The following is a 15466-nucleotide window of genomic DNA, read 5'->3' as shown; positions in this document are numbered from 1 at the left end:
CCGGAGGTGTGGACGAAAGGAGCCGGACATGGGATCGCTGTGGCACGGATTCGCCGATATGGGCGCGGTCGAGCGCGACGGCGCGTTCGCGGTGGCGCGCGGCGAAGGGGCCTACATCTGGGATCAGGCCGGTACTCGCTACCTCGACGCCACGGCCGGACTGTGGTTCACCAACGTCGGCCACGGCCGCCGCGAGATCGCCGACGCGGTGGCCGCTCAACTGTCCACCCTGGCGCATTACTCGAATTTCGGTGATATCACCGCGCCGGTCACACAGGACCTGGCCGAACGTCTCGCCGAGCTGGCCCCGGTGGCAGGCAGCAAGATCATGTTCACTTCCGGCGGATCCGATTCGGTCGACACAGCCGCCAAACTGGCGCGTCGGTACTGGCACGAGACGGGCAAGCCGGACAAGACCCTGATCGTCGGCCGGCGTCTGGCCTACCACGGAATGCATTACGCCGGAACGGCTCTGGGCGGTATCGCGCCGAACCGCGCGGGTTACGGCGAACTCGTCCCGGACGCGCGGACCGTGGAATGGGACGACGCCGGGTCGCTGGCCGCACTCGTGGAGGAGGCCGGTGCGGACCGCATCGCCGCGTTCTTCTGTGAGCCGATCATCGGCGCGGGCGGGGTGTATCTGCCGCCGGAGGGCTATCTGGCCGAGGCGCGGCGCATCTGCCGGGAGAACGACATCCTCTTCGTCGCGGACGAGGTCGTCACCGGATTCGGCCGCATCGGCGGCTCCTGGTTCGCCTCGACGCGTTTCGGGCTCGAACCGGATCTGATGACCACGGCCAAGGGCCTGACCTCCGGCTACCTTCCGATGGGCGCGGTCTTCGCCGCGCCCCGGGTGGCCGAGCCGTTCTATTCCGGCGATGTCTGGTTCCGGCACGGCTACACCTACGGCGGCCACGCCGGCGCCGCCGCGGCCGCGATGGCCAATCTCGATATTCTCGAGCGTGAGAACCTGATCGACGCCAGTAAGAATCTGGAAGCGCTACTGCACGAACATTTCTCGCCGTTGGCGGCGCATCCTCGGGTGGCCGAGGTGCGCAGTGGGCTGGGCGCGGTCGCCGCGGTGCAGCTGGCCGATCCGGCCGAAGGGCCCGCGATGGTGAAAGCCCTTCGCGCCCAGGGCGTTTCCGCGCGTGCGGCGGGGCAGGGCGCATTGCAGATCTCGCCGGCCTTCGTCATCACCGAACAGCAGGTCGCGGAGCTGGCGGCGGCCTTCGGGCGCGCCCTGGGCTGAGGCCGCACGGCCGTTGCCGCGCCGGACGCCAAAATGAAAGGGTGCCCCGGCCCGGTACGGGATGCGAGCATGGACGAAGGCGTGCGCGCGTCGCGGGAAGGCGGTGGGGTGTGGGTGGTTTCGTGGCGGAATACTCGGTGCTGCGTTGGGGGATCGTGGCGGGTTTCGTGCTCGCGGCGGTTCTGGTCGCGGGCAGGCTCCCGGTCTTCGCATCCGGTGGCGTGAGCGAGCGCGTGCCGGGTCCGGTCGCCGATCACGAATCCGATGCCGCACATCTGCTGATGTGCCTGGTGATGCTGGCGATGCTGGTCTTCCCGATGGTCGCCGCCCCGGACGCCCTGCGCGGCGTACTGACCGCGATGACGGTGGTGTACGTGGCGGTGCTGGCCGAACGGGTGCGCGCCTGGCGCAACGGCGACTGCCTGCCCGCGCGGGCCGCGACGATCGCATACCACCTGGTGGCGGTCGTGGCGATGTTGTGGTCCATGTCCGGGCACGCGATGCGTATGAGCGGGGATCATCCGCATCCCGGGTCGGCGGCCCCGATGCTCGTACTCGCGGCCGTGTTCGTCCTGGACGCTGTCCTGATGTTCGTTCCGGGGCCGAAATCGCTTCTGCGCCATGCGGTCGGGCATGCGATGACCCCGGCCACCGTGATCCCGCACGTGGTGATGGACCTGGGCACCGCGTTCATGCTCGTCGCCGCGGCGTCGAGCTGACTCACGCGGGACCGACCGGGAACACGCCGATGGCCGCGTACTCGCCGAGTACGCGGCCATCGCGAGATGTGCTGCGACGCTGAAACGCCCGCGGGTATCAGACCCCGGCCGCGGCGAGCGCCTCGGTGGACTGCACCGCCTGCCCGACGCCCGCGACGATCGCCGCCGCGCGCAGCGCCTCGAAGATCACCTCACGCGAGACCCCGGCCTCGCGCAGGGTGTTCTCGTGCGCCTCGAGACAGTGCTGGCAGCCGTTGATCGAGGAGACCGCGAAGGACCACAGCTCGAAATCGGCCTTGTCCACGCCCGGATTGCCGATGATGTTCATCCGCAGTCCGGCACGCAGATCGTCGTACCGGCCCTCCAGGAATCCACGACCCCGGTAGAACACGTTGTTCATGCCCATGATCGAGGCCGCGCCGAGGGCGGCGTTGTACGCCTCCGCCGACAGCGTGTCGGCGGCCTCCTCGGCGATCTCACGCAGCGTGACCGCCGATCGGGTGGCGGCCGCCGAGGCCAGCAGGGTGCCCCAGAGCTGCTGTTCGCTGAGCACGGTCGAGCGCGCGATGGACGACAGGTTGAGCTTGAGGTCCTTGGCGTACTCGGGGAGCGAGTTCTTCAGGTTCTCGACGGTCACAGCCGATAACTCCTTCGGGGTCGGTCAGACGCTGGCGGCGAGCAGCTCACCGGCGTTGATGGTCGGGTCGCCCTTCTTCCAGTTGCACGCGCACAGCTCGTCGGACTGCAGTGCGTCGAGCACGCGCAGCACCTCGTCCACGTTGCGGCCCACCGAACCCGCGGTGACCGAGACGAACTGCACCTCGTTGTTCGGGTCGACGATGAACGTGGCGCGATCGGCGACACCGTCGGCGTTGAGAACGCCGGTGGCAGTGGCCAGTTCACGCTTGATGTCCGAGAGCATCGGGAACGGCAGGGTCTTGAGGTCCTCGTGCTGGGCCCGCCACTGGAAGTGCACGAACTCGTTGTCGACCGAGGCGCCGAGCACCTGGGCGTCACGGTCGGCGAACTCCTCGTTCAGCTTGCCGAACGCGGCGATCTCGGTCGGGCACACGAACGTGAAGTCCTTGGGCCAGAAGAACACCACGCGCCACTTGCCGGCGTGGTCGTCGCTGCTGACCTGGGTGAAGTAGTCGTCGGGCTGCTTCGCGTCGACCTTGGACAGGTCACCGCCGATCACGGCGGTGAGGTTGTACGCGGGGAACTGGTCGCCGATGGTCAGCAGAGCCATGCTGTCTCCTTCTCGTCCTTCGTTGTCGGGATTGCCGTGCGGAAGTATCTACCTTGTGATCTTGCCCGCAGCCAGGCAAAAGGTAAACGTGATCAGTCGCACTACACTGATAGGCGTGACTGATCAGACTTATCAGCCCACCCTGTCACAGCTGCGTGCATTCGTGGCGATCGCCGAGTATCGCCACTTCGGCACGGCGGCCGCGCGATTGAACGTGAGCCAGCCCACGCTATCGCAGTCCTTGGCATCGTTGGAAAACGGCCTGAAACTGCAGTTGATCGAACGCAGTACGCGTCGAGTTCTGGTGACAGCGGCGGGTAAGCGTTTGTTGCCGCAAGCGATGGCGACGCTCGAGGCGGCCGACCGGTTCATCGCCTCCGCGGTCGGCGACGGACTCGGCGGCACGGTGCGTCTGGGCATCATTCCCACTGTCGCGCCCTATGTGCTGCCCGCCGTGCTGCCGGAACTGCGGCGCCGATTCCCGGCGATGGTGCCGCATGTCATCGAGGACCAGACCGCGCGGCTGCTCGACGGACTGCGCAGCGGCATCCTGGACGTGGCGTTGCTCGCGCTGCCGTCCGATACCGGCGGCATGCTCGAAATCCCGCTCTATAGTGAGGAATTCGTTCTGGTGGTGCCCGAGGGGCACGAATTGTCCGGGCGCACCGGCCTTTCGCCCGCGGTACTGGACGAGCTGCCGCTGCTGCTCTTGGACGAGGGGCACTGCCTGCGGGATCAGACCCTGGATCTGTGCCGCGCCCAGGACATCCGGCCGGGGCCGGTGGGGGACACCCGGGCCGCCTCGCTGTCGACGGTCGTGCAGTGTGTCGCAGGAGGTTTGGGCGTCACGTTGATTCCGGAAATGGCCGTGGCGGCCGAAACCTCTCGTGGCACACTGCGCATCGCCCGATTCGCCGCGCCCGCTCCGGGGCGCACGCTCGGGCTGGTTTTCCGCGGATCCACCGCGCGCACCGAGGATTACGAACAGCTCGCCGACGTGATTCGCACGCAGCGGCCGGTGTGATCCTCGCCGACCGGCCTCGGCCCCGAAGTGTTCCGGGACACGAATTCGCGCCGTTGCCAGGTGCCGAGGGGGGATGCGATTGACCGGCGCAGGAGCGTCTGGGACGCTCTCGGCGTGCGGATTCATCATCTCAACTGCGGCAGCATGGCGCTGGGCGCCGTCGATCACTGTCTGCTCGTCGAGACCGGGGCAGGACTGGTTCTGGTGGACACCGGATTCGGTCTCGGTTGCGTGCGTGATCCGGGCACGATGGTGGGCCCGAGTCGTTTCGTGCTCGGTCTCGAACTCGCCGAACACGAGACGGCGTACCGTCAGATTCAGGGCCTCGGCTACGACCCAGCCGATGTCCGACACATCGTGCTCACGCACTTGGATTTCGATCACGCGGGCGGACTCTCGGACTTCCCGGAGGCGACCGTGCACGTGCACGGTCCCGAATTCCGGGCCGCGACCGCGCGCCGGACGTTCTCCGAGCGGACCCGGTACCGGGCGCGGCAGTGGGCGCACGGCCCGCGGTGGATGGTCAACGAAATCGACGGTGGCGAAGAGTGGTTCGGCTTCCGCGCGGTGCGCGATCTGCCCGGTCTGCCGCCGGAAATTCTGGTGGTGCCGTTGCACGGTCACACGCGCGGACATGTCGGCGTCGCGATCGATACCGGCCGGGGGTGGCTGTTGCACGCGGGCGACGCGTTCGGCGTCGGCAGCGAAATCGATCCGGCACAACCGCATACGCCGCTGTTGTGGCGCCTGTACGAACTGGCCGCGGTGGCCGGGATGCCCTACCGCGACAACCGCCGTCGGCTGCTGGAACTGAACCGCGCGCACGGTGCCGATATCACCATTTTCAGTGCTCACGACGGTGAAACGTTCACTCGGCTGGCGTCCGCGACCGTGCGGCCCACGCAATGGCGCGGCGGCGAATCCGGAGCGTGAGTCAGTTCACCACCCCCAATATCATGTTTCCCGAGCCTCGATGAGGCACCATGGGTACATGACACGTAATGCGCCCCAGCTCGATTCCGACGTGCCGGTCGCGCGCCCCGATCACATCGCGCGGATCGTCGCGGCGTTGGCCGCGCTCGATACCCCGGCTCCGCAAATAACTGGCGAACTCGCCGGCGGTACTCGAATCCGCCTCGCGTACCGCGTTCTGCCCGACGGACGGGTCGAACGCGGGCTCGCATGACCGAAGGCGGCGCGCGCGGCCCCGCCGGGCCGCGTCGCGATACCGCCGCGCCCGTGCGCCGGCCGAGTTCCTCGGCCTCGCAGGCGGACACGTTGTTCGCCTATGGCACGTTGCAGTTCGGCCCCGTGCTCGCGGAGCTGCTCGGGCGGGTGCCCGATGCGGAACTGGGCGTGGTCCGCGACCGCCGGGTGGCGGCGTTACCGAAACGTGCCTATCCCGGCCTGGTCGTTGAACCGGGCCGGCTGGCCTCCGGGCTGGTGCTGCAAGGACTCACCGAGGCCGACTGGGAGGTCATCGACGCGTTCGAGGACGAGCAGTACGAGTTGCGCACGGTCCGTGTGATCGGCCTCGAGGAGCCGGTGCCGACCTATGTCTGGACCGATGTCGTCTCCGACCACGACTGGTATCCCGAGCAATTCGCCGCCGACCATCTGCGCGGATACGCCACCCTGTGCGGCCGATGGCGCGCCGAATTCGTCCGCCGGGCCCGCTGAGAGTCGCACCGGCCGAAAAGCATTACGAACATCCTGTACTCGGCGGTGCCGTGTTCGCGATCACATCCGAGGTCGCAAGCTGCATTGTTACTGCGCAGTCAGGGTGCTGCAATCTGTGCAGAATGCTCAACTTTTGCGGTGTAGGTTGTTCATTCCGCGCTGCGGGGACAGTATGGCGGCGTCGAATGCTCAATCTAGGTCGCACCTGATCGGTGCCGGCCGGACGGGTGGAACTGATGACCGAGCTCGCCGATCGCGATCTGATCCCAGCACCGTACGATCTCGCCGACCGCTACCGCGTCGGCGCGGGAACCGTTGTCCTGACCGGGGTTCAGGCGATCGCGCGGCAGTTGGTGGAACAGCACGTCCGGGATCTGCGCGCGGGCAGGCGCGTCGGCACCTTCGTCTCCGGATATCAGGGCTCGCCGCTGGGCGGGGTCGACCGGTTGCTCGGCGGAATGCCCGGAGTATTGTCCGAGCACGACATCCATTTCGTGCCTGGGGTGAACGAGGAGCTCGCGGCCACGTCGGTCTGGGGTTCCCAGGCCGAGCTGCCGGGCGGACATTCCACCCACGACGGTGTGGTCGGGGTCTGGTACGGAAAGGGCCCGGGGCTCGACCGTGCCACGGACGCGCTGCGGCACGCCGCGGTGTACGGCGTCAATCCCCGGGGCGGGGTGCTACTTCTCGTCGGTGACGATCCCGCGGCGAAATCCTCCACGGTGCCCGCGGCTTCCGAGCGGTCCCTGGCCGCGATGAACATTCCGGTGCTGTTCCCGCGCAACGCCGGTGAGATCGTCACCATGGGTCTGCACGGCGTCGCGCTGTCGCGGGCTTCGGGCTGTCCGGTGGCGCTGAAGATCGTCGCCGATGTGGCCGACGGTGCGTGGACGGTCCCGGCGACGATCGGCGACATCGATATCGTCGTCCCGGAGATCTCCTGGGAGGGCGCATCGTTCACGTACCGGCAGCGGCCGATGGGCGCGCCCGCGGACAGCCTGCTCGCCGAGGCCGATCTGCACGGTCCGCGCTGGGCGACCGTCCTGGCCTACAGCACGCTCAACGATCTGGATGTCATCGAGGTGAATCCGCAGAATGCCGAGATCGGCATCGCGGCAACCGGAACCGCGTTCGACGCGATGCGCCAGGCCCTGGCCGATCTCGGCGCGGACGACGCCGCGCTGCGGCGGGCGGGAGTGCGGCTGCTGCGCATCGGAATGCCGTATCCCCTTGCCTCCGAACGGGTCCGCGAATTCGCATCCGGCCTGTCCCGGTTGATCGTGGTGGAGGACAAGACGGCCTTCGTCGAGACGCAGATCCGCGAGATCCTGTACGGCACAGCGGATGCGCCGCAGATTCTCGGCAAACGCGATGCCGAGGGCCGGGTGCTGTTCGCCTCCGACGGTGAACTGACCGCCGGGCGGATCCTGGCCCCGCTGCGGCGTGTGCTGGACGGTCATCTGGATATGAGACGCCCACTGCCGCAGCCACTGTCGCTGTCGGTGCTGCCGACCGGGCGCGCCGCCTACTTCTGCAGCGGCTGCCCGCACAACCGCTCGACCGCCGTGCCCGAAGGTTCCCTGGCCGGAGGCGGAATCGGCTGTCACACCCTGGTGACCATGTCCGGTCGCACCGACAGCAAGGTGGTCGGGCTGACGCAGATGGGCGGGGAGGGCGCGCAGTGGATCGGGCAGGCCCCGTTCACCGATGTGCCGCACCTGTTCCAGAACATCGGCGACGGAACGTATTTCCACTCCGGTCAACTGGCGGTCCAGGCATGTATCGCCGCCGGGGTGAACATCACCTACAAGTTGCTCTACAACGATGTGGTCGCCATGACCGGAGCCCAGAACGCCGAAGGGGCACTGGCGGTTCCCCGTCTGACGCGCAAACTCACCGATGAGGGGGTGCGGCAGATCATCGTGTGCGCCGACGAGCCGGACAAGTACCGCAAGCGCGACCTCGCGCCGGGAACCCTGCTGTGGCACCGGGATCGGCTGGACGAGGCGCAACGGATGCTGCGCGAAATCCCGGGGGTCACGGTGCTGATCTACGACCAGCACTGCGCCGCGGACGCGCGCCGCAAACGCAAGCGCGGCGAGTTGCCGGTGCGGCGTACCCGGGTGGTGATCAACGAGGCGGTCTGCGAGGGCTGCGGCGACTGCGGTGTGCAGAGCAACTGCCTGTCCGTACAGCCGGTCGACACCGAATTCGGCCGCAAGACCCGGATCGATCAGACCTCCTGCAATACCGACTACAGCTGCCTGAAGGGGGACTGCCCGTCCTTCGTCACCGTGGAGACGCCCGAACCCGGAGGCAAGCCGTCGCGGAAAACGCTGCGCCGCAAGCATGTTCATCCCGAACCGCCGAAGCTGCCCGACGTCGGCATGGAATCGCCGAACGCCACCTGGAACGTGCTGTTGGCCGGAATCGGCGGTACCGGCATCGTGACCGTCAATCAGGTTCTGGCCACCGCCGCGATGCGGGCCGGGTATCAGGTCGCGGGCCTGGACCAGATCGGGCTGAGCCAGAAGGCCGGTCCGGTGGTGTCGCACATGCGTTTCGCGGCGACCTCGCTCGAGCCCGCCAACCGGCTCACGCCCGGCTCGGCGGACTGCGTCCTGGCCTTCGACCTGCTCGCCGCGGGTGATCCGAAGAACCTGGCCTACGGGTCGGCGCAGCAGACGATCACGGTGGCCTCGACCAGCCGGACGCCCACCGGTGCGATGGTGTACGACGTGGCGGTGCGGTATCCGGACACCGATGATCTGCTCGCCCGGCTGTCCGCGGTGTCGCGGTCGATGACCGCGTTCGACGCGCTGGCCGCCGCGCAGGCGCTGTTCGGCAGCACGACCGCGGCCAACTTCCTGCTGGTCGGCGCCGCATACCAGGTCGGTGCGCTGCGCCTGCCCGCCGCGGCGATCGAGGAGGCCATCGAGATCAACGGCGTCGCGGTCGCCGCCAACATCGCGGCCTTCCGCTGGGGTCGTGCAGCGGTGGCATGTCCCGATGAATTCGCCGCCGCGACCTCGCCCGGCCCCGGCGGACGTGTCGCGCCCGAGGTCCCGGCGGAGCTGCTGGCCGGTCTGAGCGCGACCGGTGAGACCCGGCGGCTGGTCGAGCACCGCGCGGGTGAGCTGATCGGTTTCGGCGGCGTGCGCGTCGCCCGTGCGTACGTCGCCCTCGTGCAGCGAGTGTGGGAATCCGAGCGCGCGGTCACCGATCGCACCGAATTCAGCGAGCAGGTGGCGCGCGGGCTGTACAAGCTCACCGCCTACAAGGACGAATACGAGGTGGCTCGCCGCCTGACCGATCCGGCCTTCCTCGATGAGGTGACCGCCGCCGTCCCCGGCGGCGCGAAGCTGACCTATCGGCTGCATCCGCCGATCCTGCGAGCCCTGGGCCGGACCGAGAAGATCGGCCTGGGCCCTCGGTCCCACTGGGCCCTGCGCGTGCTGGCCAAGGGAAAACGCTTGCGCGGCACCGCATTCGATCCATTCGGATACGCGCACGTCCGTCGCGTCGAACGGGCCTTGCTCGCGCACTACATCGAGATGATCGACACCCTCCGCACCACCCTGACGACCGGCTACGACCATGCCGTCGAGGCGGCCTCGCTGCCCGAGATGATCCGCGGTTACGAGCAGATCAAGCTCGCCAACGTCGAGATCTATCGTGATCGTTTGCGGGAGTTGGGCATCGAACCGCCCGCCCTGCCGTGAACGGTGGAACTCAGGTCGTGATCGTCGCCCTGTCCGCCCGGCGACGCGGAATCACTGCGGGAACACCGCCCGGCTACGGCCCGCGCACGCAGAACCGGTCGGTTCCGGCGGGTCCCAGCCGGCCCGCCGGATACGGTCGGCGAACGCTCAGAACCCGCGCCGCTCGCGGGGGACCAGCAGGCACAGCAACCCGACGATCAAACCACCGCCCACCGCGTACAGGCCCCAGGTGCCGGAGAACAGGTGGTGGTAGTCGGTCCGGATCTGGTTGTCGAAGGAGCTGTCCAGGCGCCAGGCCAGCACGCCGAGGGCGGCGAGGCCGACCAAGACGCCCAGCCAGCCCAGCAGACGCGAGCCGAACAGTGTCGCCAGCAGGATCACCGCCGCGACGCCGAGCAGGATTATCGCGAGCGACGTCTGCAGGCTGACCGACTGCGCCTGGATCTGATCGAGGCTGCGACCGGCGGGGAACCCGTCGCGCAGTTCGGTGAGCTGCACATGCCGGGCCTCGAGGGTGCCGATGAGCGGCCCGAAGGTTCCCACCGCCACCGCGACGGCGCAAACCAGCAGGAGGAGATGGACGAAAGTGCGCATACTCCACGGTATTGCGAAGCGGGGGATTTCGCCCCCGACTCGCAGAGGTCCAGTCGGTGAATCTCAGCCGACGCCCACGGGTGAACGCAGTGCGTGCGGTTCGATCGCGCCGCGGACCAGGGCTCGCTCGTCGACCGTCTGCGCGCGGTAGGGCAGTCGCGGCAGTGTCGCGGTCATCTTCGCCACCGGATCATCGATCGCCTTCGGCGTGCCGAACAGGAAGGTCCACTCGTGCTCGTCGCTGACGTACGGCACGACCGTGGGGAACAGCGCGTGGAACCGGGCCCAGGAACGCTTGAGCGTCTCGTTGCGCCACATGGTCTGACAACCCGCCTGGACGGCCAGCACCCCACCCTCGGACAGCAGTGCGCGGCATCGCTCCAGGAACTCGTCCTCGTACAGCCGGTTGTGCTGTGCTTCCTCGACTCGCTCGTCGGGCAGATCGATACAGATCAGGTCGTATCGCACACCCGTCGCCTCGGCCTCGGCCAGGAAGTCCCAGCCGTCGGCGAAGTGCATCTTGATCGGGCCGGACTGCGCGACCGCCTCGGCCAGATCCGCCGGGGAATATCCGTAGGGGAGGTGCTCGGCGCACAACTCCACCTCTTGCCGGTCGATATCCACGTGGTCGACGATCGAGGCGCCCGCGGCGACCGACATCTGTGCGGCCACGCCCTCGCCGGAGCCGACGATCAGCACCCGATCCAGCTTCTCGGCCAGCGCGTAACCGGGGACGAGCATGGCCTCGTGGTAGGTCAGCTGGGAGAATTCGGTGGACTGGCGATCGTCGTCGGAGAACAGGCTCACGCCCTGCTCGGTGCGCGCGATCACCATGTGCTGGAACGGGGTCCGGGTGTCGACGATGACGTCGTGCAGATTCCACACCCGGGTCGTCCCGGGGCCGACCGGCTCGTGGATGCGCCGGGCGCCGCGCCCGCGCTGGATCACCTCCGTGTGCACCGACGCGGGGGACAGCTCCTGCCGCAGCAACTCCACCGCCGTGGTGGCGCCCGCACCGATACTTCCGCAGGTGAACACGTCGACGAAGATGTCGCCGGATTCCGGATAGGTGTGGATGGACGCGTGGGATTCGGACAGCAGCGCCAGCACGGTGACCCCCTGCGGGTCGAACTTCTTGTGCACGACGTCGCAGATGGTCACCCCCGCGGCGACCAACGATTTTCGGAGGGCGGCTTCGAGTCGTTCGAGATCGTCGCACAGGGCCGTGTCGACACCACCGAACTCGGCCAGCACGTGCCAGCCGGTGAATTCTGCCGTCATTGCTGAACTCACTCTCGCTCAGCGCCGATGACGTGAACAGTCAAAGGCGGAAAACCGTTGAAGGACACCGACGAATAGCTCGCCGTATAGGCGCCGGCATCGAGGATCCGAACGGGATCGCCGGCTCGCAGCGTGGTCGGGAGAAGTACACGCGTGCGTTGATAGAGTACGTCGTCCCCGTCGCAGGTCGGACCGGCAATCACCGCCTCGTCCGCCGCGTCACCGTCTCGCGAGGTCACGATCCGGTAGGCGATGTACTCGTTCTCGGTCTCGGCCATTCCGTTGTAGCGGCCGATGTCGAGGTATACCCAGCGCCGCCCGTCCGGCGCGATGCGCACATTGACGACCTCGGCGTGGATCACGCCGGCATTGCCCACCAGGGCACGGCCGGGTTCCACGACGACGTCGGTGTGCTCGGGGAGGTGGCGTGCGGCCGTCTCGGCGATCACCGCACCCAGCTCGGACAGCTCCGGCGCCGGATCGGCGTACGAAATCGGCAGTCCGCCACCGATATTCACCGATCGTACCGGAATGTCCTTGACCGCCAGCGCTTCCGTGATCGCGGCGGCCTGTTCGATGCCGATCCGCCAGGCGGACGGGTCGAGCTGTTGTGAACCGACGTGGAAGTAGGGGCCCACGGGTACCAGACCGAGATCACGGGCACGCACCAGCAGCCGCACCGCCTCGCCCGGGGCGCAGCCGAATTTCGTGCCGAACGGCGTCCGCGACTGCGGCGTCGAGGCCAGGAACCGGCATTCCACCTCCGAACCCGGCGCGTATTCGCTGATCCGGGTCAGGTCGTCCTCGGTATCGAAGGCGTAGCGTCGCACACCCGCGGCATAGGCCGCCGCGATATGGGCGGCCTTCTTGATCGGATTGCCGAAGTTCAGCACCGAGGGATCCACGCCGAGCTCGAGGCACTGTTCGATCTCACCGATACTGGCGACATCGAACTCCGCGCCTTCGGCGGCCAGCAGCCGGATGACCTCCGGCATGGGAGAAGCCTTGACCGCGAAGCGAATTCGCACCGGATGACGGTTGCCCAAATCGCCCAGCGCGGATCGTAACGCGCGGAAGTTGTCGCGTACGCGGGAGAGGTCGATGACGAGACAGGGCGTCTCGGGCACGTGTGGACCGAACAATCTGAGCGAACTCTCTTTCTTTCCGGGCAGCCTCCCACGGCGGACAGCGAGCGAGAGCGTATCAGCGGGAGGCGGTAGAAAACGAACTGGATCGAGGTCGTCCTGATCACGTGAGCACGGGTGCGGCAATGAACCGCGCGCAGGCGAAGACGGCAGGTGGGTCAGCGGATTTCGCGACCGGTGCGCACGGTACCGGGTTTTCGGCGCAGCGTGCGGACGGGGGTGGCGGCGTGCTGTGCGGTACTCATCCCGCACTCACCGTGACCTCGTCGAATACCACTTCGCCGGCGGCGTCGGAGGCGGGCAGGTCGACCACGGCGTCGATCGACCAGCCGTGGTCGCCGACCGGGTCGGCGAGCACCTGGCGTACCCGCCACAGACCTGGCCGCTTTTCGATCTGGAACAGTTGCGGACCACGCGCGTCGGGGCCGGTGCCGATCTCGTCGTACTCGGCGAAATACGGCTCCAGTTCGGCTTCCCAGTTCGGGCCGTCGTCGAGATCGTCCAGCGCGGCCCAGCGGCCGAGCGCGGCCAGCTCCACGCGGCGGAACATGGCGTTGCGAACCAGGACCCGGAACGCGCGCTCGTTGGCCGAGATCGGCCGGACCGTTTCCGAACCGAAGGCCAGCTGCTCGGAATCGTTCTCCGCACCCGGATTGGTGAGCTGCTCCCACTCGTCCAACAGGCTCGAATCCACTTGGCGCACAAGCTCACCCAGCCATTCGGTGAGGTCCTCGAGCTCCTCGGTGCGGGCGGATTCGGGCACCGTGCGGCGCAGGGCGCGATACGCGTCGGCCAGGTAGCGCAGTACCACACCCTCCGAGCGTGCCAGCTCGTAGTTGCTCACCAGTTCGGCGAAGGTCAGTGAGCGCTCGATCATCTCGCGGACCACCGACTTCGGCGACGGTGTGAATTCCGACACCCACGGGTGACCGCCGCGGTAGGTCTCGAACGCGGGCTCGATCAACTCGGCCAGGGGTTTGGGCCAGGTGACCTCCTCGAGCAGTTCCATCCGCTCGTCGTATTCGATGCCATCGGCCTTCATCTCCGCGATGGCCTCGCCGCGCGCCTTGTGCTGCTGGGCCATCAGCAGCTGGCGCGGATCCTCGAGGGTGGACTCGATGATGGATACCACGTCGAGGGTGTAGGTGGGCGAGGAATCGTCCAGCAGATCCAGGGCGGCCAGGGCGAACGGCGAAAGCGGCTGATCGAGGGCGAAATCGCGTTGCAGATCGACGGTGAGGCGTGCGCGCCGGCCGAGGGCATCGGGCTCGTCGAGTTGCTGCACAACTCCAGCATCGCGCAGCGCGCGATACAGGCGAATCGCCTTGACGATATGTTTGCGCTGCGCAGGGCGGGGCTCGTGATTGTCCTCGAGCAGATGCCGCATCGCGTCGAAACAGTTCCCGGGCCGGGCGATGACGTTGAGCAGCATCGCGTTGGTGACCTGGAACCGCGACACCATAGGTTCGGGCTGGGCGGCGACCAGCCGGTCGAACGTCTCCTCCGACCAGGACACGAAACCTTCCGGCGGTTTGCGCAACTGCACCCGGCGCTGTTTCTTCGGATCGTCGCCCGCCTTGGCGCGCAGTCGCGCGTTCTCCACCTCGTGTTCGGGGGCTTGGACCACGACGGTGCCCATGGTGTCGTAGCCGGCGCGTCCTGCGCGTCCGGCGATCTGATGGAATTCCCGCGATTTGAGCCGGCGGGTGCGCACGCCGTCGAATTTGGTGAGGCCGGTCAGCAGGACGGTGCGGATCGGCACGTTGATGCCAACGCCGAGAGTGTCGGTGCCGCACACCACTTTCAGCAGGCCCTCCTGGGCGAGCCGTTCCACCAGGCGGCGATATTTCGGCAGCATTCCGGCGTGATGGACGCCGATTCCGTGCCGGATCAAACGGGAGAGCGTCTTGCCGAAGCCGGTCGCGAATCGGAAGCCGCCAAGCGCGTCGGCGATCGCCTCCTTCTCCGCCTTCGAGGCGAAGTTGACGCTTGTGAGCGCCTGGGCCCGTTCCAGAGCGGCGGCCTGGGTGAAGTGCACCACGTACACGGGGGCCTGACTGGTGGTGACCAGATCCTCGAGCGTTTCGGTGATCGGAGTGCGCACATACGAGAACATCAGGGGCACAGGACGTTCCGAGCCGCTGACGATCGCGGTCGGGCGTCCGGTGCGGCGATGCAGGTCGGTCGCGAAGAAGTCGACCTCACCCAGAGTGGCGGACATGAGCAGGAATTGGGCCCGCGGCAGTTCGAGCAGCGGAACCTGCCACGCCCAGCCGCGATCCGGGTCGGCATAGAAGTGGAATTCGTCCATCACGACCTGGCCGACATCGGCGTTCGCGCCTTCGCGCAGGGCCAGATTCGCCAGGATCTCCGCCGTCGCGCAGATGATCGGCGCGTCCGGGTTCACCGCGGCGTCACCGGTGACCATGCCGACCCGGTCGGCGCCGAACACCTCGCACAGGGCGAAGAACTTCTCGCTGACCAGTGCTTTGATCGGCGCGGTGTAATAACTGCGCTGACCGGTGTTCAGGGCGGCGAAGTGCGCGCCGATGGCGACCATCGATTTCCCGGAGCCGGTCGGGGTCGACAGGATCACGTTGGCCCCGGTCATCAACTCCAGCAGCGCTTCCTCCTGCGCTGGATACAACGTCAGACCCTGCTCGGAGGCCCAGCCGGAGAACGACTCGAACAGCCAATCGGGATCCACGTCGGGCACGGCACGGTCGGGGATCAGTTCGGACAGCTGCACTGTGCCTATTCTGCCTCCGTGCCGGTGCGGCATGCGAACGGCCCCCGAAGC

At 67.6% G+C, this 15466-nt stretch carries 13 protein-coding genes; 7 read left to right on the top strand and 6 right to left on the bottom strand.

Annotated features, from left to right (window positions below; translation table 11 throughout):
- Positions 1–28: 28 nt before the first annotated feature.
- The gene (locus AC5WS7_RS11705) at positions 29–1252 is read left to right on the top strand and encodes an aminotransferase family protein (protein WP_495954440.1); all 1224 of its coding nucleotides are present in this window, start codon (positions 29–31) and stop codon (positions 1250–1252) included.
- Between the two features lie 110 nt (positions 1253–1362).
- Positions 1363–1971, top strand: coding sequence for a DUF5134 domain-containing protein (locus tag AC5WS7_RS11700; protein ID WP_495954439.1), 609 nt, complete (start codon positions 1363–1365; stop codon positions 1969–1971).
- Between the two features lie 97 nt (positions 1972–2068).
- Here AC5WS7_RS11700 and AC5WS7_RS11695 read toward each other — a convergent pair whose 3' ends face one another.
- Positions 2069–2608: an alkyl hydroperoxide reductase gene (locus tag AC5WS7_RS11695; RefSeq protein WP_495954438.1), complete on the bottom strand. Its 540-nt coding sequence runs from the start codon at positions 2606–2608 to the stop codon at positions 2069–2071.
- 24 nt (positions 2609–2632) lie between these two features.
- Positions 2633–3220 carry a peroxiredoxin gene (locus tag AC5WS7_RS11690; protein ID WP_495954437.1) on the bottom strand — a complete coding sequence of 196 codons (588 nt, stop codon included), beginning with the start codon at positions 3218–3220 and terminating at the stop codon, positions 2633–2635.
- A gap of 115 nt (positions 3221–3335) precedes the next feature.
- Between AC5WS7_RS11690 and AC5WS7_RS11685 the strand changes: the two genes are divergently transcribed.
- The 5 genes from AC5WS7_RS11685 (at position 3336) to AC5WS7_RS11665 (ending at position 9646) form a co-directional block, all read left to right on the top strand.
- Positions 3336–4244, top strand: a complete 909-nt coding sequence (locus tag AC5WS7_RS11685) for a hydrogen peroxide-inducible genes activator (RefSeq protein WP_495954436.1) — start codon at positions 3336–3338, stop codon at positions 4242–4244.
- Between the two features lie 114 nt (positions 4245–4358).
- Entirely contained in the window at positions 4359–5177 is an 819-nt protein-coding gene (locus AC5WS7_RS11680; protein WP_495954435.1) for an MBL fold metallo-hydrolase, read from the top strand.
- A gap of 58 nt (positions 5178–5235) precedes the next feature.
- Positions 5236–5430: a hypothetical protein gene (locus tag AC5WS7_RS11675; RefSeq protein WP_495954434.1), complete on the top strand. Its 195-nt coding sequence runs from the start codon at positions 5236–5238 to the stop codon at positions 5428–5430.
- Positions 5427–5924, top strand: a complete 498-nt coding sequence (locus tag AC5WS7_RS11670; protein ID WP_495954433.1) for a gamma-glutamylcyclotransferase family protein — start codon at positions 5427–5429, stop codon at positions 5922–5924. The genes AC5WS7_RS11675 and AC5WS7_RS11670 overlap by 4 nt, the downstream gene beginning before the upstream one ends.
- A 236-nt stretch (positions 5925–6160) precedes the next feature.
- Positions 6161–9646 carry an indolepyruvate ferredoxin oxidoreductase family protein gene (locus tag AC5WS7_RS11665; RefSeq protein WP_495954432.1) on the top strand — a complete coding sequence of 1162 codons (3486 nt, stop codon included), beginning with the start codon at positions 6161–6163 and terminating at the stop codon, positions 9644–9646.
- 147 nt (positions 9647–9793) lie between these two features.
- Here the strand turns inward: AC5WS7_RS11665 and AC5WS7_RS11660 are convergent, their stop codons facing one another.
- From AC5WS7_RS11660 to AC5WS7_RS11645, 4 genes are all read right to left on the bottom strand, one after another.
- On the bottom strand, positions 9794–10240 hold the full coding sequence (locus tag AC5WS7_RS11660; protein WP_495954431.1) for a hypothetical protein: 447 nt from the start codon (positions 10238–10240) through the stop codon (positions 9794–9796).
- A 63-nt stretch (positions 10241–10303) separates the two neighbouring features.
- Entirely contained in the window at positions 10304–11521 is a 1218-nt protein-coding gene (speD, locus tag AC5WS7_RS11655) for an adenosylmethionine decarboxylase (protein ID WP_495954430.1), read from the bottom strand.
- A gap of 8 nt (positions 11522–11529) precedes the next feature.
- Positions 11530–12648, bottom strand: a complete 1119-nt coding sequence (locus AC5WS7_RS11650) for a type III PLP-dependent enzyme (protein ID WP_495954429.1) — start codon at positions 12646–12648, stop codon at positions 11530–11532.
- Positions 12649–12907: 259 nt separating this feature from the next.
- Positions 12908–15415 carry a DEAD/DEAH box helicase gene (locus AC5WS7_RS11645; RefSeq protein ID WP_495954428.1) on the bottom strand — a complete coding sequence of 836 codons (2508 nt, stop codon included), beginning with the start codon at positions 15413–15415 and terminating at the stop codon, positions 12908–12910.
- Positions 15416–15466: the final 51 nt, after the last annotated feature.

This window comes from Nocardia sp. PLKS1-43, from assembly GCF_059510335.1.
This window is presented reverse-complemented; position numbering and strand designations above follow the sequence as displayed.